Genomic DNA, 20,558 nt, shown 5'->3' on the forward strand with positions numbered 1-20,558 from the left:
GCTTTCTCTGCCAGAGACTGATGCTCCCTGGTGCGGGTCAGTCGCGCCAGTCCACGACCGCAGAGATCTTTCCGACAATGGTCCGCCAACCCAGACTTGCGGTTTGTGCCCCGATTCTCTTCAGCCTACGCCGTCCCATGAAGCCGCCGATGCCGCCGCCGACCGATGCCCGTAGCGCCTCGTCCAGGTCGTCGAGGCTGGAGCCGGTGGAGAGCATGTCCAGCACCGCAGGCAGCCGCAGGGCGTACGCCAGGTCGCGGGCGACCTCGCCGGCCTCGATGAGCAGCGTCGGGTCCCAGGTGTCGTGCCCGCCGCGGAGGTTCTCCACGACGAGGTCGAGTTCGTAGACGTCATCGTCCAGCGGCGCGATGTCGGCCGGTTCCACCCGTTCGGACAGTTCATCCCAACTGTCCAGCTGGGACAGATCGTTGGGTGCGCCGGAACGGACGAAACTGACAAGCGACTCGGGCGTCTTGAACAGCAGCAGCCGGCCCTTGTGGGTCAGGAAGACCGGCACCTCCTCGTCACCGGCCTCGTCCGCGGTGACCTCGTCCGCGTCTTTCTTGTCGTCTTCGGTGGCGTCGTCGCCGCGCTGCGCCTGCTTCTCCTCGTCCTCGCTCTCGGCGAACTCCCGGGCGACGTCCTCGTCGAGGATGACAACGTCGCCCTCCTCCTCGTCGTCGTCGTGGCCCTCGGCCGGGCCGACCTGCCGGCGGGCGAGGAAGGGGTCGTCGGCGTCGCGCTCGGCCACGTCGGTCGGGGTCAGCTCGCGAGCCGCCCGGTACGCGCGCAGGGTGAAGCCGGTGCCGGCCGCCAGGGCGATCTCCACCGGAGCTATCCGCAGCTCGTCCCAGAGCGCGCGGTTCGCGGTCTCCGCCGCGGCGACGTCGGGCGCGGAGTCGGCCGGCTCGGCGACGTCCGGCTCGCTGGTGCCGGTCGTGTCATCGAGCTCGGGCTCGTCGGCGTCCGGCCGTTGGGGCGACTGGCGTGCCACGGTGACCTCCGTGTGCGTCGGGCTACCACCCCCGGCGCTGATGCCGGTGAGTGACTCTGGGCACATACCCTAGTTGGCTGCGCTCGGTAACCGCTGGCCGCACCCCGATGGCTCACCACGCGGATAACAAGTAGCGTGTCTACGCATGAACGCCCAGGCGCTGCACGGACACCTCGACGCCCTGCTCCTGGCGGTGCTGGAGCGGGGGGCCCTGCACGGCTACGCCATCATCGAGGCCCTGCGGGCGCGCAGTGACGGTCGCCTCGACCTGCCCACCGGCACCGTCTACCCGGCGCTGCGACGGCTGGAGCGGGCCGGACACGTGGTCAGTGCGTGGAGCACCGTGAACGGGCGGGAACGGCGGACCTACGAGTTGACCGACACCGGCCGGCGGGCGCTGGCCGACCAGCGGTCGGGGTGGCGTGAGTTCAGTTCGACGGTCGGCCGCTTTCTGGACCCGGGCACCACACCCACCCCGGCGGGCTGACCCGTCAGCGGACGGCCAGCAGCCAGGTGCGGGCGGCGCTGCCCAGCCATACGTGGGCTGTGGCGCCGACGACCATTCCGATGATCATCGGCGGCCAGGTCAGGGCCGCGTCCCACAGCACTATCGACCAGGAGAACAGCCCGGCCCCGGCCACCGCGCCCAGCAGGGCGGTCCCGGTCAGCGCGACACCGGCGCCGCGCGCCAGCGCGGTGAGTGCGGGACGAGCCGAGCGGGCGGTGGCCGCGACCAGCACGAGCCCGGCCAGACCGAGCAGGAAGGCAGCCGCCCAGATCCACTCCACCGACTGTGACAACAGCAGGTAACCGGCGGGTGGTCGCGGCCCGCTGCTCCAGCTCGATCCGTGCCAGGTCAGGTCACCGGCGATCGAGGCGGTCGCGGCGAAGGCGACCACCCGCAGGGACAGCCCGCGCAGCGCGGCCACCGCGAGTTCGGCCTGGTAGGCCGGGGCGAGCTGATCCGGCGTACCGAAGTCGGCAACCGCCTGGCGCGACGCCTCACCCGCCGGCAGTCCGCTGTCCTGGTACGCCTCGGCGGCGTCGAGCAGCCCGTGCCGGGCCTCGGTGATCAGATCGGCCCGCAGCCGGCGTGGCCCACGGAGCCGGCCGGCGAGCTGCCGCAGGTGCTCCTCGACCAACACGTCATCCCTGACCTGCATGGCCCCAACCCTGCCATGCCGCCTGACGTTCCGGCCTCGGGGACATCCCGGAGGCGGCCCCGACGGATCAGCCCGACAACGCGAGGTAGCCGTGCTCGGCGGCCTGCTGCAACACCCACTGCTCCCGATACCAGCCGGGCGTCGCCACGAGCGCCGCGTGTCGGCCCCGCTGCACGACCCGGCCGGCGTCCAGCACCACGATCTCGTCGAGTTCGGCGAGGCCGCTGAGCCGGTGGGTGATCAGCAGCACCGAGTGCCCGACGGTCGCGGCCGATGCGCTGGCCAGCACCGCATCGGCGGCGGCCGGGTCGAGACCCTCCGTGGGCTCGTCGAGCACCAGAACACCCGGCGCGGCGAGCAGGGCGCGGGCCAGCGCGAGACGCTGCCGTTGGCCACCGGAGAGCTGTCCGCCCTCCTCGCCGACCACCGTGTCCCAGCCGTCCGGCTGATCCCGGACCCAGTCCGCCAGCCCGGCGGCGGTGGCGGCGGTGAGCAGCGCGTCCTCGTCCGCGTTCGGCCGACCGAGCAGCATGTTGTCCCGGACGGTGGCGTGAAAGACGTACGCCTCGGCGAGCAACCCGCCGACCAGGTAGGGCAACTCCTGGGGCGGGTACGCCGACACGTCCCGTCCGTTCAGTGTGACCCGGCCGGCGGTGGGGGACACCGCGCCGGTCAGCACGGCGGCCAGGGTGCTCTTGCCCGCGCCACTGGGACCGACGACTGCTACCCGACGTCCGGGTGCCAGCTCAAGGTCGACGCCATCGAGCGCGGCGGGAGCACCGGCCCGGTACCGAACCGTCACCGCTTCGAACCGAACCGTCGATGCCGTGTCGACCGGTCCCGTCACGCTCTCGGCGGTCTCGGCCGGCTCAGCGCCGTACCCGCCCGCCAGGTGGGCGTCGGGCAAGCCCGGCGTGCTGGCGTCGCGCAAGCTCGCGGTGCCGGCCGGACGCCGGTCGGCGGAGATCCAGGCGGTCCCCGAATCGGCGTCGTCCGGTGCCAGGAGCTGAGCGACCCGGGCCAGGCCGGACCGCAGTCCGGTCCATTGACGGGCCGCGCCGACCAGCGCGAGAGCGATCTCCACGGCGGCCAGGGTGCCGACGGCCAGGACGCCGACCAGCACCCCGTCCACACCTGCGCCGAGGGCCACGTACACCACCGCCCCGGCGGTGACGCCGGCCACCAGCACCCCGGCCGCGTCGACGGCGAAGCCGAGCGCGGCGAGTCGGCGCTCCAGCCGTGCCAGTCGGCGGGCCCGCCGACCGGCAGCCGCCAGCGCGTCCGAGGTCGCCCCGAAGGCGGCCAGGTCGGCGGCACCGTGGGTGAGATCGATCGCGTCGGTGGCGAGCGCTCCGCGCAGGGGTGCCACCTCCGCGCCGGCCCGCCGGGTCAGCGCGGTCGCCAGCGCCGGCAGGGCGACGGCGGCCACCAGCAGCCCGACGGCGAGCGTCAGCGCGGCCGGCAGCGAGACCAGCGCGGTCAGCCCGACAGCCAGTACGCTCACCAGCCCGGCCGCGGCGGCCGGCACGAGCACCCGCAGCAGCAGGTCCTGCACCGCGTCCACGTCGGAGACCAGTCGACTCAGCGCGTCCCCACTGCGCGGCGGCTCACCGCGTCGGGTCGCCAGGGTGTCGAAGACCCGGGCCCGGACATCGGTGACCAGGCGCAGCACCGCGTCGTGCCCGGCCAGGCGTTCGGTGTAACGCAGCACGCCCCGGCTCACCGCCAGCGCCCGTACCGCCACGATCGCCACGGTGAGCCGATCCAGCGGGGGCTGACCGGCGGCGGTCATCAGCAGCCAGGTCGCGGTCGCCATCAGGGCCAGTCCGGCGAACTCGGTGGCCGCGGCGAGCAGCCCGGCACCGATCAGGCGTGTCAGGTACGGCCGGGCCAACCGCAGCACAACCAGTTCGGGTGGGCGTCCGTCGCTGATGGCCACCTCGTCGCGCTCGCTCATGCGCGCTCACCGGCCGGTACCGGAGTCAGTTCGGTGACCCGGCCGTCCTCGACCCGAAGGATGCGGTCGACGTCGCTAAGCAGCGCGGGCCGATGGGCCACCAGGAGGCCGGTACGGCCGGCGACCAGCTTGCGGGTGGCCGACAGCACCACCGCCTCGGCGGTGGCGTCGAGGCGTGCGGTGGGCTCGTCGAGCAGCACCACCGGCGCGTCCCGGAGGAACGCCCGGGCCAGCGCCACCCGTTGCCGCTGGCCGCTGGACAGGCCGTGCCCCCGCTCGCCGAGCAGGGTGTCCAGCCCGTCGGGTAGGGCGGCGACCACCTCGTCCAGCGCGGCGGCACGAACCGCGGCGGCGAGGGCGGTAGGCGTGGCATCGGGGGTGCCGAGCCGGATGTTGTCGGCCAGCGACGCGGCGAACAGGTGGGCCCGCTGCGGCACCCACGCCACCTGTCGCCGCCAGCCGTCCGAGTCGACGTCGGTCAGGTCGACCCCGCCGACGGTGACCCGGCCTTCGGTTGGGCGCACGAAGCCGAGCAGCAGGTTGAGCAGAGTGCTCTTGCCAGCGCCGCTCGGCCCGATGATCGCGATGCGCTCGCCGGGCCGGATGGTCAGCGTCACGTCGCGCAACGCCGTGGTGCGTTCGTACGCCACCGTCACCGATTCGAAGCGGATCTCGGCGGATCCGTCCGGTAGCGGGCTCGCCCGACCCGGCGGTGCCGGCGGCACCGCGCCGGAGAGGGTGAGCGCCTCGTCCAGCGCGGTGAGCCCTTCCATGCTGGCGTGGAAGCGGCTACCGGCCGCCCGCAGCGGCAGGTACGCCTCCGGGGTCAGCAGCAGCACCAGCAGCGCGGTCTGTAGGGCCAGTCCGCCGCCGAGCAGCCGGATGCCGACCGGTACGGCGACCAGCGCCACCGACAGGGTGGCGACGAGTTCGAGCACCAGCGCGGAGAGGAAGGCGATCCGCAGCGTCTTCATGGTGGCGGTGCGGTGCCCGTCGGCCATCTGCCGTACCGCCTCGGTCTGCGCCCGTGCCCGGCCGAACGCCCGCAGCGTGGGTAACCCGGCCACCATGTCCAGGAAATGCCCCCCGAGCCGGGAGAGCCGCCGCCACTGGCGCTCGGTGGCGGCCTGGGCCTGCCAGCCGAGCAGCGCCCCGAAGATCGGAATGAGCGGCAGCGTCAGCGCGATGATCACCGCCGAACTCCAGTCGGCGAAGAGGACCCGGCCCAGCACCGCAACCGGCACGGTCACGCTCAGCACGAGTTGCGGCAGGTAGCCGGTGAAGTAGGCGTCCAGCGCGTCCAGACCTCGACCGGCGAGCGTGGCCAGTTGCCCGGCCCGCTGGCCGGCTACCCAGCCGGGTCCGTGCCGGGCGACGGCACCCAGCAGGTCGGCTCGCAGCGCCGCCTTGACCGTGGCGGCCACCCGCGCCGACACCGCGCCCTGCGCCCAGACCACCAGCGAGCGGGCCGCGACCGTGGCCAGCAGACCGACCAGCGCGGCGCGGTCGAGCCGCCCGGTGAAGGCCGTGGCCAGCAGCACGGCCAGGGCTGTCGCCTGCGCCACGACCAGCCCGGCGGCGAGCACGCCGAGCAGCGCGAGCAGGGCGAGGTCGCGTCGGGCCGCAGGGACCCGGCGCAGCAGCCTCGGGTCGAAGGGGCGGCGGCTCACCAGTACACCGGTGCCCTGCCGTCGGTTCGTCCTCGAAAAATCCACCAGCACATCGCCTGGAAGCCTAGTAGGGCCGGCAGCAGCGGTACCGCCAGCCAGCCCAGCAGCCGCAGGGTCGGCCCACTGGCGGCCGCATCGGTCACCGTCAGTGACGCGTTCGGCTCCACGGTCGACACCAGCACATACGGCCAGAGCGTCGCCCCGACCAGCAGCACCGGCAGTGCGAGCGCGGTCGCGGTGGCGGCGAAGGCCACGCCGGGCCGACGCCGCCCGAGCGCCACCCGCGCCACCAGCAGGGCCGTCACCAGCAACACCGTCAGCAGTACGCCGACCGCGGGGCGCTGCGCGGCGGTGCGTACCCGGTCGGAGAGCAGGGCGATGGCGGTGGCCGTGCCGACCGCGACGAGCGCGGTGAGGAGCAGACGGCGAGCCAACTGACGAACCCGGTCGCCCTCTACGGTAGGTAGGCGGAGGGTGAGGAAGGTCGCACCGTGCGCCACGATCATTGCCAGCACGGCCAGTCCGGTGGCGGCGGCGAACGGGGTGAACAGGTGCGTCACCCCGGCCACGTGTCCGTCGGCCCGCAGCGGCACCCCCTGAAGCAGCCCAGCGAGCACCACGCCCCAGCCGAGCGCGGCGAGCAGGCTGCCGAGCACGATCACCCGGTCCCACGCGGTCCGGGCCCATCCGCCGCCCGGCCGGCTACGCAGTTGCACTCCGGCGGTCACCAGGATCACCCCGGCGAGCGCGGCGGCCACCGCCGGGTAGCTGCCGGCGAGCAGTTCGCCCTCCAGCACGGGGAACGCGCCGAACAGGATGCCGACGGCGGCCACCAGCCACACCTCGTTGCCGAGGAAGAATGGTCCGACCGCGTTGAGGGCGGCGCGTCGGCGCGGCGCGTCGGCGCCACGGGCGAGCAGCAGACCGACGCCGTAGTCGTAGCCGCCGAGCACCAGGTAGCCGGCGAAGAAGAGGCCGAGCAAGGCGTACCAGGCGAGTTCCATCTCGGGCTCCTCAGACGAACGCGGGTTCGGGACGGGATTCGTCGGCCGGTGGTTGGGCCGGCGGGCGGCCGAGCGCGGGGTCGGCGGCACCCCGGGCGGCGTGCCGGGCGAGCAGCGTCCAGTTGGTGACGGCGAGCGTGCCGAGCAGCAGGGTGAAGCCGACCAACGAGGTCGCCATCAGCCACGGGCTGATCGGCGAGACCGCCTGGTCCACCGGCAGCAGCCCGTACGCCACCCAGGGATGGCGGCCGACCTCGCGGGCGATCCAGCCGAGGATCAGCGCCACGAACGGCAGTGGCAGGGTGAGCATGATCAGCCAGAGCGGGAACCGGAGGCGGATGATCCAGTCCCGCCAGAGCAGTGGGACGAGCAGCCAGAGCAGGCCGAGGGCGAAACCGATGAGGATCATGAAGCCGAGCCCGACGCTGGACAGCGGGGGAGGTAGGTAGTCGCCGGGGCCGAACCTGGCCGTCCAGTCGGCGATCAGCGTGTCGGCTTCGGGGTTGCCGCCGAACTTGGTGGGTTGTACCCCGCCCACCGGCCCGAACTGGGCAAAGCCGAACCCCTGCACGAGGGTGATCGCCAGCGCGGCGGTGACCAGCCCGATCCGCAGCGAGGTGCGGAACAGCGCATGGTCGGCGGTACGCCGGTTGAGGTGCCAGGCGCTGACCGCCGCCATCAGCAGCCCGCCGGTGAGCAGCGCCGCCGACACCACGTGCCCGAGCGCCATCCACAGGGCCGGGTTGGTCAGCAGCGCCGCGAAGTCGGTCAGGTGGGCGACGCCGTCGCGTACCTCGTAGCCGACCGGGTTCTGCAACCAGGAGTTGGCCACCATGATCCAGAAAGCCGAGGCGTACGCGGTGATCGCGACCCCGTAGAGCAGTGCGAGATGCGTGCCGCGGCGCAGCCGGTGCCAGCCGAAGATCCACATGCCGAGGAATGTCGACTCCAGGAAGAAGGCGACCAGGGTCTCGATCGCCAACGGCGCGCCGAACACGTTGCCGACGTAGCGGGACAGTCCACTCCAGTTCAACCCGAACTGAAACTCCATCACGATGCCGGTGGCGATGCCGAGCACGTAGTTGATCACGTAGAGCTGGCCCCAGAAACGGGTGAGCCGCTCCCAGTGATGGTTGCCGGTCAGCACCCAGGCGGTCTGCATCCCGACCAGCAGGGTGACCAGGCCGAGCGTGACAGCCACGAAGAGGAAATGGATCGAGGCGGTCGTGGCGAACTGCAGACGAGCGAGGAGCAGGGCGTCCATGTCGGCTCTCCCGGGGACGGGGGTCGATGCAGATAGGGAGCCTACACGTAGCGAAGCTACGTATTGATCCGCGAACGGGTCGGGCCGGCATGATCAGGGTTAGTTCAGGGTCGGTCAGCTCAGGAAGAGTAAGACGGGCAGGGCGGCCACGGTCGTGGTCACGGACAGCGCGGTGGCACCGATCAGCCGGGGCGGGCGCGCGGTGACCAGCAGTCGCTGCACCCGTACGTCCAGATCCTGGTCGCCCATGCCGAGCGCGCCGGCCGGGGTGATCCGGTTCCCGGCGGCGGCGAACCGGCGCAGCGCGCCGGCCAGCGGGGCCTCGGCGTGCAACTCGCGGGCCTTGTCGTCGGCGCGCATCTCGACCAGCAGCGAGACCCGCTCGTGTGCCTCCCGGACCCAGCGGAACCAGGGCAGCGCCCGGCAGAGCGCGGTGAACGGCAGCAGGACCAGGTCGTGTCGCTCCTGCGCGTGCGCCCGTTCGTGGGTCAGCACCGCCGCCAGTTCGGCCCGGTCGAGCAGGCTGAGCGTGCCCGCGCTGACCACCACCCGGGGCCTGACCCCGGGAAGGCAGTACGCCGCCGCACCCGGATGGTCGAGCACCAGCGCGCCCGGCACGGTCGGATCCCGTCGGGCGACCAGGGTGAGCAGATCCCGGTGCCGACGCTGGGCGCGTACCGCGCCGTGGATGCTGCGTACCGTAGTGGTCAGCAGCACCGCCCCGATGCCGAGACCGACGCCGACCAACCCCAGGTGCACGGCGCCTAGACCGGCCGGCAGGGTGCCGTGCCAGAGGTCGTCAGCGAGCGCCAGCAGTGCGCTGCCGGTACCCCGCTGGTACGGGGTGAGACCCAGCGCGATCGGCAGACCCATCGCGGAAAGACCGACCCCCAGACCGATCGCCTGCCAGCACAGGATCGCCACCCGAGGGCTGCGCCACGTCCAGGTGGAACGGGCCAGCACCTGGGCGATCAGCCAGCACGCCACCATCGAGGCGGCGAAGTGCAGGGTGTGCGCCATGGCGTCGCCCCTACCGCTCCGCGGCCTCGTCGGCCAGGCCGGCGCGCGACGTCCGGTCGGCCGGCGGCGGCTCGACCCGATTGGTCAGCCCGCGACCGGGGCTGTTTCCGGCATCGCCTCGCACGTCGCTTGTCGTCCGGTCCAGCCCGGGCGCCTCGTCCGTCGTCGGGGTCCGCCTCGGTGCGGCACCTGCCGGCTGGCCTTGCCCGGGTGCGTCGGCCGTCAGCCCGGCCTCCGCCGCGAGCGCGGCGCGCAGCACGTCGGCCTCGGTGCCGGTCACCGAGCGGGCGAATCGGACCAGCGCCGCGTCCCGACTGCCGCCCAGGTCGAGCGCGTCGAGCATGAGCTGGGCGATGTACGCCTCACGGCTGGCCGCGGCGCGGTAACGCCACGCCCGCCCTTCCCGCTCGCGCTGCACCATGCCCTTGCCGGCCAGCCGGTCCAACACGGTCATCACCGTGGTGTACGCCAACTCGCGTCCGTCCAGCGCCTCGGCCACCTCGCGCACGGTGACCCCGTCCGACGTGGCGGGAACCGTGTCCCACAGCACGTCCATCACCGCACGCTCAAGATCCCCCAGCCGAGTCACCCCGCAATCCTACCCCCCGTAGTAGACCCACCCCCACCCCGCACCCACCCCCACCCCGCACCCACCCCGCACCCACCCCGCACCCACCCCCACACCCATCTCCGCCGCGACAACTTCGGGGATAGTGCTGCTTCGTCACCACTCGACCCAGCAGTTTCCCGGAAGTTGTCCGGATCTTGAGCGAGCACCCCGGCGACAGGCAGCAGGGGACGGAACGGGAGGAGGCGAGCGGGTGACGGACCCGGGGAGACGCAGGCCGGGGGAGACGACGGACCAGGGGGAGACGACGGACCGGGGGGAGACGACGGACCGGGGGGTGTCCCTATGGGTTGTGTCAAGCAGCGAGGCGGGGTTCGTCCGCCGTTTTGGGCTGGTATGGCCGCTGGGTGCGAAGCATGGCGTGGAGAACGTCGACGCGGCGGCGGGCGAGGCAGATGAGGGCGGCGTTGTGTTTCTTGCCCTCAGCGCGTTTGCGGTCGTAGTAGGCGCGGCTGAGCGGGTCGGCGAGCGCGGCGAACGCAGACAGGAAGAACACGCGTTTCAGCTGCTTGTTGCCGCCCTTGGGTGGGTGTTCACCGCGGATGCTGGTGCCGGAGCGGCGGGTGACCGGGGCCAAGCCGGCGTAGGCGGCCAGATGGCCGGGGGTGGGGAACGAGCTGCCGTCGCCGACTTCGAGCAGGATTCGGGCTGCGGTCCTGACGCCGATGCCGGGCATCGAGGTCAGGACCGGGGCAAGAGGGTGCGTATCGAGCATCCCTTCGACCTGTTCGGCGACCTGGTCGCGTTGTCGCAGCAGGTCACGCAGGTTGTCGGCGAGTCGGGGAAGGACGGTCTCGGCGGCGGTGGTGCCCGGGACCACGACGGTCTGCGCGTCGAGTGCGGTGAAGATCTGCTCGACCAGGCGGGTACCCATGCGTGGCGCGCGGGCCTTGACGATCTCGGTGAGTTTCGCCCGGCCTGCCTTGCGCAGACCGGTGGGTCCGCCGCACCGCGAGAGCGCCTCGAGTACTGCGGGGTGCTGCAGCTTCGGTCCCAGGACGCGTTCCAGGGGTGGGTGGATCTGGGTGAGCAGGCCCCGGATGCGGTTAGCCACGCGGGTGACCTCGCCGGCGAGGTCGTCGTCATAGCCGACCATCACCTCCAGTTCGGCCAGGGTCTCGTCGCCGGTGTCGACCCGACGCAGGGTGTGAGGCAGGGTGCGGGCGGCGTCGGCGATGACGTAGGCGTCGCGGGCGTCGGTCTTCGCGGTGCCCGGGTGCAGGTCGGCCAACCGGCGCATGACCAGACCAGGCAGGTAGGCCACCTGGTGGCCGCAGGCGCGGGCGACCGCGACAGGCAGCGCACCGATCGAGGCGGGCTGGTCGACCACGGCCAGGATCCGACCGTGGCGGGCGAGCTTGTCGAACAGTTTCCGCAGCCCGGTCTCGGTGTTGGGCAGGGTCGCGTCGTGCAGCCGCTTGCCCTCACGGTTCAACGCGACCGCGTGATGTCCTTCCTTGCCCACATCGAGTCCGATGAAGACGCCGAACCCGTCGTGCACAGCCTGCCCTCCTCACCGCAAGGTCCTGGCTCGGCCGCTGGTCACAGCGCCGGACTGCCGGCATCCACGTTACGGAGAGACCTACCCCACGGGCGGGGGTGGCCGGGTCCCTATCAGCGGTCCGCCGACGCCACCCGGCCCGGCGACAACACCCCCCGGATCATGCGAACGACAGGGGCAATCAGTCATACCGAGCCGGGCGACCGAGCAGTCCCCGGCTGGGGACGATCAAAAAGGTAACGGGCGGACTGGGGGAGACGCAGGCCGGGGGAGACGACGGACCGGGGGGAGACGACGGACCGGGGGGGGCGGACTGGGGGAGACGCAGGCCGGGGGAGACGACGGACCGGGGGGAGACGACGGACCGGGGGGGCGGACTGGGGGAGACGCAGGCCGGGGGAGGCGACGGACTGGGGGAGACGACGGACTGGGGGAGACGCAGGCCGGGGGAGACGACGGAGCGGAGGCCCGACGCTTGGCGGCTGCCCGTAAGCCGTGACCAACGGATGGCCGTGCCCAGGTCGGGGTTTCCGGGGAGCCCCGCCCGCGCAGGGATCAAGCCTGACCGCCCGGAGCGGGCGGGGCTCCCCGGAAACCCCCAAGAACGAAGGCTCCCCGGAAACCCCCACAGCGGGGGCTCCCCGGAAACCCACAAAGCGGGAGCCCCCGAGAACCCCCCAAGAGCGAGGAGAGTCAGACCCCCTTGGGGTGCCAGACGGTCTTCGTCTCCAGCAGGGCCGTCATCCGGCCGAGACCGGGATCCGCCGACCAGTCGTGGCCTGCCGGTGCCGGCCGGAGCACCCGCTTGAGGTTCTCCGCCGCCTTGACCTCCAGGTCGGCGGCCAGCTCCGGGTCGGTCACGCCGGTCAGGTCGATGGCGTTGACGTCCATGTGCGCGGCCAGCGTGGGTACGGTCTCCGGAAGCCGGCCGGTGAGGATGTTGACCACCCCGCCCGGCAGGTCGGAGGTGGCCAGCACCTCGGCCAGGGTCACCGCCGCCAGTGGCGCCGTCGGCGAGGCGGCCACCACCACCGTGTTGCCGGTGACGATCGCCGGGGCGATCACGCTGACCAGGCCGAGCAGGGCCGGTGTCTCGGGGGCGACCACCGCCACCACACCCGTCGGCTCGGGTGCCGACAGGTTGAAGTACGGCCCGGCGACCGGGTTCGCGCCCCCGTACACCTGCGGGAGCTTGTCCGACCAGCCGGCGTACCAGACCCAGCGGTCGGTGGCCGCGTCCACCTCGTCGCCCGGCACGCCGAGCGCGACGAACTGCTCGCGTCGGCCCTCCAGCATCTCGGCGGCCCGGTAGAGGATCTGACCCCGGTTGTACGCGGTCGCCCCGGCCCACCCCTTCACCGCCGCACGGGCGGCCACCACGGCGTCCCGCGCATCCTTGCGGGAGGCCAGCGACACGTTGGAGTCCTGCACGAGATACGACCGTCCCGACTCGCTACGCGGGAACTTCCCGCCGATGAAGAGTTTGTACGTCTTGCGTACCGCGACCCGCTCAGACATTGAGGTACGCCTCCAGCCCGTGCCGGCCGCCCTCGCGACCGTAGCCCGACTCCTTGTAGCCGCCGAACGGCGAGGTCGGGTCGAACTTGTTGAACGTGTTGGCCCACACCACACCGGCGCGCAGCCGGTCGGCCGTCCACAGGATCCGGGAGCCCTTTTCGGTCCAGATTCCGGCCGACAACCCGTACGGCGTGTTGTTGGCCTTCTCCACGGCCTCGGCCGGGGTGCGGAAGGTGAGCACGGACAGCACCGGGCCGAAGATCTCCTCGCGGGCGATCCGGTGGGCCTGGGTGACTCCGGTGAAGATGGTCGGCGCGAACCAGAAGCCGCGCTCGGGCAGCTCACAGGGGGGCGACCACTGCTGCGCGCCCTCGGCGGCACCGGCCGCGGTCAGGTCCCGGATGCGGGAGAGCTGGGCGGCGGAGTTGATGGCACCGATGTCGGTGTTCTTGTCCAGCGGGTCACCGAGACGCAGCTGGGCCATCCGCCGCTTGAGTGATTCCAGCACCTGCTCGGCGACGGATTCCTGGACCAGCAGCCGGGAGCCGGCGCAGCAGACGTGCCCCTGGTTGAAGAAGATGCCGTTGACGATGCCCTCGACCGCCTGGTCGACCGGGGCGTCGTCGAAGACGATGTTGGCGGCCTTGCCGCCGAGTTCCAGGGTGAGCTTCTTGCGGCTGCCGGCGACCGCGCGGGCGATGGCCCGGCCGACGTCGGTGGAGCCGGTGAAGGCCACCTTGTCCACGCCGTCATGCTCGACAAGAGCCCGGCCGGTCTCGCCGGCGCCGGTGACGATGTTGACCACACCGGCCGGCAGGTCGGCCTGCTGGCAGATCTCGGCGAAGAGCAGCGCGGTGAGCGGGGTGGTCTCGGCCGGCTTGAGCACCACCGTGTTGCCGGCGGCCAGCGCCGGGGCGATCTTCCAGGCCAGCATCAGCAGCGGGAAGTTCCACGGGATGACCTGCGCGGCCACGCCGAGCGGCCGTGGGTTTGCGCCGAAGCCGGCGTGCGGCAGCTTGTCGGCCCAGCCGGCGTAGTAGAAGAAGTGGGCGGCGACCAGCGGCAGGTCGACGTCGCGGGACTCCTTGATCGGCTTGCCGTTGTCGAGTGACTCCAGCACGGCCAGCTCACGCGAGCGTTCCTGAATGATCCGGGCGATCCGGAACAGGTACTTGGCCCGGTCCCGGCCCGGCATCGGACCCCAGACCTTGTCGTACGCCTTGCGGGCCGCCCGGACCGCCCGGTCCACGTCCTGTGCGCCGCCCTCGGCGATCTCGGCCAGCACCTCCTCGGAGGCCGGGTTGATCGACTTGAAGCTGCCACCGTCGGCCGGGTCGACGAACTTACCGTCGACGAAGAGCCCGTACGAGGGCTTGAGGTCTACCACCGAGCGTGACTCGGGGGCGGGTGCGTATTCGAACATCGCGGTCAGTCCAGGGTGAAGTAGTCGGGGCCGGCGTAGACGCCGGTCGTCAGCTTGGTGCGCTGCATCAGCAGATCGTTGAGGAGGCTGGACGCGCCGAAGCGGAACCAGTCCGGGTGCAGCCAGTCCGGGCCGACGGTCTCGTTGACCATGACCAGGTATTTGATCGCGTCCTTGGTGGTCTTGATACCGCCGGCCGGCTTCACGCCGACCTGCCGCCCGGTGGCGGCGCGGAAGTCGCGTACCGCCTCCAGCATCACCAGGGTCACCGGCGGCGTGGCGGCGACCGGAACCTTGCCGGTGGAGGTCTTGATGAAGTCGGCGCCCGCGAGCATCGCCAGCCAGGAGGCGCGGCGCACGTTGTCGTAGGTGGCCAACTCGCCGGTTTCCAGGATCACCTTGAGGTGGGCTCGCGGTCGCCCCTGGGGATCGGCACCGGCACCGCCGCACGCCTCCTTGGTGGCGACGATCTCGTCGTACACCTCGGCGTAGCGGCCGGCCAGGAACGCGCCCCGGTTGATCACCATGTCGATCTCGTCGGCGCCCGCCTCGACGGCGGCGCGGGTGTCGGCGAGCTTGATCTCCAGCGGCGCCTGGCCCGACGGGAAGGACGTGGCCACGCTGGCCAGATGCACGTCGCTGCCGCGCAGCACCTCAGCCACGGACGGGACCATGGAGGGGTAGACGCAGACCGCGCCGACGTGCGGGCAGGACGGGTCGGCCGGATCGGGTCGCAGCGCCTTCGCGGCGAGCGCCCGTACCTTGCCCGGGGTGTCCGCGCCTTCCAGCGTGGTCAGGTCGACCATCCGGATGGCGAGGTCGATGGCCTCGGCCTTGGCGGTGGTCTTGATGGATCGGGTGCCGAGTTGGGCTGCCCGCTGCTCCGCGCCGACCTGGTCCACGCCCGGTAGGCCGTGCAGGAAGGTCCGCAGAGCGGTCTCGGATCGTCCCAGCTCGGAGAGGTCCGAGCGGGCCGACGTCGCTGTCGCCGTCATGTCTCGAAGTCTACGCAGGTTGACGTCGCGTGATCTTGGTCACTGGGCTCGCCGGAGCGCGCACGGGTGAGCGAGGTCGCTGGTCGCGGCCGGGACCGGCGCGCCGATATCCGGGCCGGGTAGGTTGAGCGATCGTGGACGTACTCGTCATTGACCACCCGCTCGCCCAGTCCCGGCTGACCGCCATGCGGGACGAGCGCACCGATTCCTCTACGTTCCGGGCGGCGCTGCACGAACTCACCACCATGCTGGTGTACGAGGCCGCACGTTCCTTTCCCGTGGAGACGTACCCGGTGCAGACGCCGGTGACCGGCACGGAGGGCACCCGGCTGGCCAATCCGCCGCTGCTGGTGCCGGTGCTACGGGCAGGGCTCGGCATGGCCGACGCCGCGCTGGGGCTACTGCCCGAGTCCTCGATGGGCTTCGTCGGCCTGGCCCGCGACGAGGAGACCTTCGAGCCGCGCGCCTACATGGAGTCCCTGCCCCGGGACCTCGCCGGCCTGCCCGTGCTGGTCCTCGACCCGATGCTGGCCACCGGCGGCTCACTGGAGCACTCCTGTCGACTGCTGGCCGAGCGTGGTTGCACCGACATCACCGTGCTCTGCGTGCTCGCCGCCCCGGCCGGCATCCAGCGGTTGGAACGCTCCGGACTGCCGCTGCGTTTGGTCACCGCCTCGATCGACGACGGCCTCAACGACAGCATGTTCATCGTGCCGGGCCTCGGCGACGCCGGTGACCGGCAGTTCGGTGGCATGCCCCGCTTCTGAGCGGACGGCCACCGCAGGCCCGGCGGCGGTTTGTGCTGCGGGCGGTGGCGTTCAGCGGCTAGCGTCTCGGGCCATGACTGGTGTCCCGCTCGCCGAGGAACTGCTCCTGCTCGCGTACGACGACGAAACGGGCAAGGCGACCCTGCCCCGGATCAGCCTCGACCTGGGCATGGCCGCCGCCGTTCTCATCGAACTGGCGCTGGCCGGGCGGATCGCGTACACCGACGGTGCCCTGACCGCGGTGGACCCGACGCCGACCGGCGAACCGGTCACCGACGCGGTGCTGGCCAAGATCGTTGCCGACACCCCGCACAGCCCCTCGTCCTGGGTACAGCGGCTGCGGCACGGTCTGCGCGACCGCATCCTCGGCGACCTCTGCGAGCAGGGCGTCGTCCGGGACGTCGACGAGACCGAGCTGGGCTTCATCCACGTACACCGTTACCCGGTGGTGGACCCGACGGTGGAGGAGGAGACCCGGCAGCGGCTCGCCGTGGTGCTCACCGGCGCCGCACCGGACGAGCGGACCGCCGCACTCGCCACCCTGGTCGCCGTGCTGCGGATGGAGTCCGCTCTCGGGGTCACCGGCGAGGACGCCGACGCCGCCCGCCGCCGGCTGGAGGAGATCGCCAGCGGTGCCGGCTTCTCCGGCGAGGTGAACCTGGAGGACAGCGTGATCCGCCCCTCGGTAGCCCTCGTGGTGGCCGCCCTCGGCCGCGCCGTCGAGCACGCCCTCGGTCCCCGCCGCTGACCCACCCCCTTCTCCTCCGTTGATCATGAGGTTAGCGGCGAAGTTGATCTCTAAAACTGCCGCTAACCTCATGATCAACCCGGGGGGTTGGGGATGCCGAGGGCGTGGGCGATTTCGGTGCGGAGGGTGGTGACGGCGGACGTTGCGCGGGTGCGGGCCGCCGTTACGTCGCCGTCGGCGACCGGTTCCACCACTTCCAGGTACGCCTTGAGCTTCGGTTCGGTGCCGGAGGGGCGGATCACCACCCGGGCCGTCTCGGTACGCAGGATCACCACGTCCGCCTCCGGGAGCAGGTCCTGCGTCTCGGTGACCGGCTGGCCGAGCAGGGTGGTCGGGGTGGTGGCACGGATCCGGGCCATCGCGTCGGCGATCAGGCGCAGGTCGGCGACGCGTACCGAGAGCTGGTCGGTCTGGTGCACGCCGAACTCGGCGGCCAACTCGTCGAGCCGGTCGGTGAGCGTGCGCCCCTGCGCCTTGAGGCCGGCGGCCAGCTCGGCCACGGTCAGCGCCGCGGTGATGCCGTCCTTGTCGCGTACGTGGTCCGGGGCGACGCAGTAGCCGAGCGCCTCCTCGTAACCGAACACCAGTGGTTCACCGCCGTCACCGGCCCGGACGATCCACTTGAACCCGGTGAGCGTCTCCCCGTACGGCAGCCCGCGCGCGGCGCACATCGTCCGCAGCAGCGACGACGAGACGATGGTGGTGGCGTACCGGCCGGAGACCCCACGTCGCATCAGGTGATCGGCGAGCAGCACACCCACCTCGTCCCCGCGCAGCATCCGCCAACCCGACCCCTCGCGGACCGCGACAGCGCAGCGGTCGGCGTCGGGGTCGTTGGCGATGGCCAGGTCGGCGTCGGTGCGCTCGGCGAGCGCGACCAGCCGGTCCACCGCGCCCGGCTCCTCCGGGTTGGGGAAGCTGACGGTGGGGAAGTCCGGGTCCGGCTCGGCCTGGTCGGGCACCACGCCGGGCGTCGGGAAACCGGCGGCGGCGAACGCGGCGGTGAGCACCGCCGCACCGACACCGTGCAGCGGGGTGTACGCCACGGTCAGCTCCCGAGGGCCGCCCGGGGAGACGACACCTACCGCCCGCGCCACGTACGCGGCGACCAGGTCGTGGCCGAGCACCTGCCCGGCGGGACCGAGTGGCACCTCCGCCAGCGGGCCGACGGCGCGGATGGCGGCCTCGATGCCGGCGTCGGCCGGCGGCACGATCTGCGCCCCGGCGCCCAGCTCCCCGCCCAGCTCGGCACCGAGGTACACCTTGTAGCCGTTGTCCTGCGGCGGGTTGTGGCTGGCGGTCACCATCACGCCGGCCACCGCCGACAGGTGACGCACCGCGTACGCGAGCACCGGGGTGGGCAGTGGGCGGGGCAGCAGCAGCGCCTCGCGGCCCGCGCCGGTGGCCACCTGGGCGGTCCGCTCGGCGAACTCGCGGGAACCGCGCCGGGCGTCGTACCCGATCACCAGCGGGCCGGTGCCGCCCTGGGCGGCGAGCCAGGAGACCAGGCCGGCGGCGGCCTGGGTGACCACCGCGAGGTTCATCCCGTTGGGGCCGGCCCGCAGCGGCCCGCGCAGCCCGGCCGTGCCGAAGGTCAGCGATCCGGCGAACCGGTCGGCCAGTTCCGGCGCGCTACCCGGCAGTTGGTCGAGCACCGCCCGCAGCTCCGCCCGCCCGGCCGGGTCCGGGTCGTCGGCGAGCCAGCGTTCGGCCCGCTCGCGGATGGTGTCGAGGTCAGTGGTCTCCGCCGCCATGGCCTCTTGATAGCACGGCCCGGATCTCCATGGGCGGGTGCCCTGGCTCAGCCGGACGCCGTGAGCTGGAACGACTCGACCATCTCCGCGTAGATCGGCTTGCTCTCCTCGAAGCGGGAGTCGGTCGAGGTGAGGTAGAACGAGTAGAGCCGGCCGTCGTGGGCCACCCCGTGCCAGATGCCGTGTCGCATCTCGCCGCCCTCGCCGCAGGTGTACTCGAACTCGGCCGAAGGCTTCCCGGCCAACTCCTTCTCCGCCATGGCGATCTGGGTGTACGGCTTGGCGCACGACTTCGACCGGGTCTTCAGGCCGTTCTCGGCGACCTCCGCCCAGCGGGCCGAGGTGCCGCTCCACTCCTCGTTGAGGATGCGCACCCGGCGGCCGCTGTCCTCCGGGTCGGTGTAGTCGATGTAGACCCCGCCAGCGGGGGCGGCCCGTTTCCAACCCTTGGGCACCAGCACCTGCACCCCGCGCGCCGAATGCTCCTGCATTTCGAGGCCGGGGCCCTCGTCCGCCGAGCTGGACGGCTCGGCGACCGGGGTGGTGGGCGTCTCGTCGCCGCCGTTGGCGAAGGCCACGATGCCGATCAGCAGCAGCACCGCGAGGCCACCGGCCGCCGCCAGCTGCATCTTGCGTGGCCAGCCCTTCACGGTGTCGACCACCCGCGTGCCGGCGGCCTTCGCCCGGTCGACCGGGCTGCCGCCGCCGGTAGCGGGTGCCGGCGTGCCGTACGGCTGGTTCGGCGCGGCCGGCCACTGGGCAGCGCCGTAGCCGCCGACCTGCTGCGTCGCGTCGGGCTGGGCGCCGTAGCCGCCGAGCTGCTGGGTGGCATCGGGCCCGGCGCCGTAGCCGCCGATCCGCTGGGTCGCGTCGGGCTGGGCGCCGTAGCCGAAGATCTCCGGCCCGACCCGCTGGGTGGTGTCCGCACCGACTCGCTGGGTCGCCTCGGCGCCGCCGTAGGTGCGGCCGGCGGGCGAGGACATCGCGGCGCCCCGCTGCCCGGGACGGGCCAGGGCGTCGGCGCTGGTGTCCTCCATCGCGGCGGCGCTGGCCGCCGCAGCCTGGCCGGGACGTTCGCCCCGGCGCAACGCGGCCAGCCGGTCGGTCAGCGACTCACCGGGGCCCAGCATCGCCCGGCCGCCGATCTGCCCGGACGGGGCCGGCTTGGCCGGGGCGGCCGGCGCGGTGATCGGTGCGGGCTGCGGCACCGGCATCACGGAGTACTGGTCGGTCAGCGAGTTGACCCCGGCGGCGCTGCTGCTCAGCGGGCCGGCCAGCAGCTCGCGCAGCATGGCGCGGGCGGTGTGCACGTCGAGCCGGCGGGCCGGGTCCTTCTCCAGCAGACCCATCAGCACCCGGGTCAGCGGGCCGCTGCGCTGCGGCGGGGCGGGGGGATCCTCGACCACTGCGTGCATGGTCTCGATGGGGTCGCCCCGGTCGAAGGGCGGGCGGCCCTCCACGGCGGTGTAGAGCGTCACGCCGAGGGAGAACAGGTCGCTGGGCGGGCCGAACTCCTGCCCCATGGCCCGCTCGGGCGAGATGAAGTGCGGTGAGCCCAGCACCATCCCCGGGGTGGTGAGCTGCACGTCGGTGGGCATCCGGGCGACACCGAAGTCGGTGAGCACACAGCGGCCGTCGGAGCAGATCAGCACGTTGGCGGGCTTGACGTCACGGTGCAGCACGCCGATCGCGTGCGCCACCTCGAGCGCGCCGAGCAGCGCGATCCCGATCTTGGCAACCACGCGCTGGGCGATCGGACCGTCCTCGATCACCATGTCGGCGAGGCTGCGGGCGTCCAGCAGCTCCATCACGATCCAGGGGCGGCCGGCCTCGGTGACCACGTCGTACACCTGGACCACCGCCGGGTGGGCGATGGCGGCGGCGGCGCGGGCCTCGCGCAGGGTGCGTTCGTACATCGCGTCGCGGTCGCTCGGCGCCAGGCCGGGTGGGAGGACGACCTCCTTGACCGCCACGTCACGGCGCAACAGGGTGTCTGTGGCCCGCCAGACCGTACCCATGCCACCGTTACCTACCGCCGAGCGCAGCGAGTACCGGTCACCGATGACGGTGCCGGGTGTCGCGCGTCCGTTGGTGGGAGTGCTGACTGGTCCGCCGCTCCACGTCGGGATCTGAGTCACAGAAAAGCCACCGG

At 72.4% G+C, this 20,558-nt stretch carries 16 protein-coding genes and 1 pseudogene; 3 read left to right on the forward strand and 14 right to left on the reverse strand.

Features of this window, described 5'->3' with window-relative positions; genetic code table 11:
• Positions 1-37 precede the first annotated feature (37 nt).
• Positions 38-1,060 carry a DNA primase gene (locus O7601_RS10460; RefSeq protein ID WP_281565976.1) on the reverse strand — a complete coding sequence of 341 codons (1,023 nt, stop codon included), beginning with the start codon at positions 1,058-1,060 and terminating at the stop codon, positions 38-40.
• A 79-nt stretch (positions 1,061-1,139) separates the two neighbouring features.
• On the opposite strand from O7601_RS10460, the gene O7601_RS10465 reads away from it, so the two are divergent.
• A complete protein-coding gene (locus tag O7601_RS10465) occupies positions 1,140-1,481 on the forward strand; it encodes a helix-turn-helix transcriptional regulator (RefSeq protein ID WP_281565977.1) in 342 nt (113 codons plus the stop codon).
• A gap of 4 nt (positions 1,482-1,485) precedes the next feature.
• On the opposite strand, the gene O7601_RS10470 is transcribed toward O7601_RS10465, so the two are convergent.
• From O7601_RS10470 to deoC, 11 genes and pseudogenes are all read right to left on the reverse strand, one after another.
• Positions 1,486-2,157: a permease prefix domain 1-containing protein gene (locus tag O7601_RS10470; protein ID WP_281565978.1), complete on the reverse strand. Its 672-nt coding sequence runs from the start codon at positions 2,155-2,157 to the stop codon at positions 1,486-1,488.
• Positions 2,158-2,224: 67 nt separating this feature from the next.
• Entirely contained in the window at positions 2,225-4,114 is a 1,890-nt protein-coding gene (cydC, locus tag O7601_RS10475) for a thiol reductant ABC exporter subunit CydC (protein WP_348650246.1), read from the reverse strand.
• Positions 4,111-5,784 (reverse strand): thiol reductant ABC exporter subunit CydD, encoded by a 1,674-nt coding sequence (gene cydD, locus O7601_RS10480; RefSeq protein WP_281565979.1) that lies wholly within the window; start codon positions 5,782-5,784, stop codon positions 4,111-4,113. Before cydD ends, cydC begins: the two co-directional genes overlap by 4 nt.
• Entirely contained in the window at positions 5,781-6,788 is a 1,008-nt protein-coding gene (cydB, locus tag O7601_RS10485; protein ID WP_281565980.1) for a cytochrome d ubiquinol oxidase subunit II, read from the reverse strand. The genes cydD and cydB overlap by 4 nt, the downstream gene beginning before the upstream one ends.
• Before the next feature lie 10 nt (positions 6,789-6,798).
• Complete coding sequence (locus tag O7601_RS10490) at positions 6,799-8,052, reverse strand: cytochrome ubiquinol oxidase subunit I (protein ID WP_281565981.1); 1,254 nt, start codon at positions 8,050-8,052, stop codon at positions 6,799-6,801.
• Positions 8,053-8,166: 114 nt separating this feature from the next.
• On the reverse strand, positions 8,167-9,072 hold the full coding sequence (locus O7601_RS10495; RefSeq protein WP_281565982.1) for a M56 family metallopeptidase: 906 nt from the start codon (positions 9,070-9,072) through the stop codon (positions 8,167-8,169).
• A 235-nt stretch (positions 9,073-9,307) separates the two neighbouring features.
• Positions 9,308-9,661 (reverse strand): annotated as a pseudogene (locus O7601_RS10500) (BlaI/MecI/CopY family transcriptional regulator); the annotation flags it as partial.
• 334 nt (positions 9,662-9,995) lie between these two features.
• On the reverse strand, positions 9,996-11,201 hold the full coding sequence (locus O7601_RS10505; protein WP_281565983.1) for an IS110 family transposase: 1,206 nt from the start codon (positions 11,199-11,201) through the stop codon (positions 9,996-9,998).
• A gap of 693 nt (positions 11,202-11,894) precedes the next feature.
• Positions 11,895-12,719: an aldehyde dehydrogenase family protein gene (locus O7601_RS10510; protein ID WP_281565984.1), complete on the reverse strand. Its 825-nt coding sequence runs from the start codon at positions 12,717-12,719 to the stop codon at positions 11,895-11,897.
• Complete coding sequence (locus O7601_RS10515; protein ID WP_281565985.1) at positions 12,712-14,142, reverse strand: aldehyde dehydrogenase family protein; 1,431 nt, start codon at positions 14,140-14,142, stop codon at positions 12,712-12,714. The genes O7601_RS10510 and O7601_RS10515 overlap by 8 nt, the downstream gene beginning before the upstream one ends.
• Positions 14,143-14,147: 5 nt before the next feature.
• Positions 14,148-15,137, reverse strand: a complete 990-nt coding sequence (deoC, locus tag O7601_RS10520; protein ID WP_281565986.1) for a deoxyribose-phosphate aldolase — start codon at positions 15,135-15,137, stop codon at positions 14,148-14,150.
• A gap of 134 nt (positions 15,138-15,271) precedes the next feature.
• Between deoC and upp the strand changes: the two genes are divergently transcribed.
• Together upp and O7601_RS10530 are read left to right on the forward strand one after the other, a co-directional pair.
• Complete coding sequence (gene upp, locus O7601_RS10525) at positions 15,272-15,904, forward strand: uracil phosphoribosyltransferase (protein WP_281565987.1); 633 nt, start codon at positions 15,272-15,274, stop codon at positions 15,902-15,904.
• A gap of 73 nt (positions 15,905-15,977) precedes the next feature.
• Entirely contained in the window at positions 15,978-16,652 is a 675-nt protein-coding gene (locus O7601_RS10530) for a GPP34 family phosphoprotein (RefSeq protein WP_210826232.1), read from the forward strand.
• Between the two features lie 74 nt (positions 16,653-16,726).
• Here the strand turns inward: O7601_RS10530 and O7601_RS10535 are convergent, their stop codons facing one another.
• Both O7601_RS10535 and O7601_RS10540 read right to left on the reverse strand, forming a co-directional pair.
• Positions 16,727-18,406: a phospho-sugar mutase gene (locus O7601_RS10535; RefSeq protein ID WP_281565988.1), complete on the reverse strand. Its 1,680-nt coding sequence runs from the start codon at positions 18,404-18,406 to the stop codon at positions 16,727-16,729.
• A gap of 47 nt (positions 18,407-18,453) precedes the next feature.
• On the reverse strand, positions 18,454-20,544 hold the full coding sequence (locus O7601_RS10540; protein WP_281565989.1) for a serine/threonine-protein kinase: 2,091 nt from the start codon (positions 20,542-20,544) through the stop codon (positions 18,454-18,456).
• Positions 20,545-20,558: the final 14 nt, after the last annotated feature.

Origin of the sequence: Verrucosispora sp. WMMD573 (assembly GCF_027497175.1) — a bacterium.
Taxonomy (GTDB): Bacteria; Actinomycetota; Actinomycetes; order Mycobacteriales; family Micromonosporaceae; genus Micromonospora.

What these genes read in the sequence shown, in the direction of transcription:
- O7601_RS10460 (WP_281565976.1), bottom strand. Translation starts at nt 1,060, where the DNA reads ATGTGCCCAGAGTCACTCACCGGCATCAGCGCCGGGGGTGGTAGCCCG.
- O7601_RS10465 (WP_281565977.1), top strand. Translation starts at nt 1,140, where the DNA reads ATGAACGCCCAGGCGCTGCACGGACACCTCGACGCCCTGCTCCTGGCG.
- O7601_RS10470 (WP_281565978.1), bottom strand. Translation starts at nt 2,157, where the DNA reads ATGCAGGTCAGGGATGACGTGTTGGTCGAGGAGCACCTGCGGCAGCTC.
- cydC (WP_348650246.1), bottom strand. Translation starts at nt 4,114, where the DNA reads ATGAGCGAGCGCGACGAGGTGGCCATCAGCGACGGACGCCCACCCGAA.
- cydB (WP_281565980.1), bottom strand. Translation starts at nt 6,788, where the DNA reads ATGGAACTCGCCTGGTACGCCTTGCTCGGCCTCTTCTTCGCCGGCTAC.
- O7601_RS10490 (WP_281565981.1), bottom strand. Translation starts at nt 8,052, where the DNA reads ATGGACGCCCTGCTCCTCGCTCGTCTGCAGTTCGCCACGACCGCCTCG.
- O7601_RS10495 (WP_281565982.1), bottom strand. Translation starts at nt 9,072, where the DNA reads ATGGCGCACACCCTGCACTTCGCCGCCTCGATGGTGGCGTGCTGGCTG.
- O7601_RS10510 (WP_281565984.1), bottom strand. Translation starts at nt 12,719, where the DNA reads ATGTCTGAGCGGGTCGCGGTACGCAAGACGTACAAACTCTTCATCGGC.
- O7601_RS10515 (WP_281565985.1), bottom strand. Translation starts at nt 14,142, where the DNA reads ATGTTCGAATACGCACCCGCCCCCGAGTCACGCTCGGTGGTAGACCTC.
- deoC (WP_281565986.1), bottom strand. Translation starts at nt 15,137, where the DNA reads ATGACGGCGACAGCGACGTCGGCCCGCTCGGACCTCTCCGAGCTGGGA.
- O7601_RS10530 (WP_210826232.1), top strand. Translation starts at nt 15,978, where the DNA reads ATGACTGGTGTCCCGCTCGCCGAGGAACTGCTCCTGCTCGCGTACGAC.
- O7601_RS10535 (WP_281565988.1), bottom strand. Translation starts at nt 18,406, where the DNA reads ATGGCGGCGGAGACCACTGACCTCGACACCATCCGCGAGCGGGCCGAA.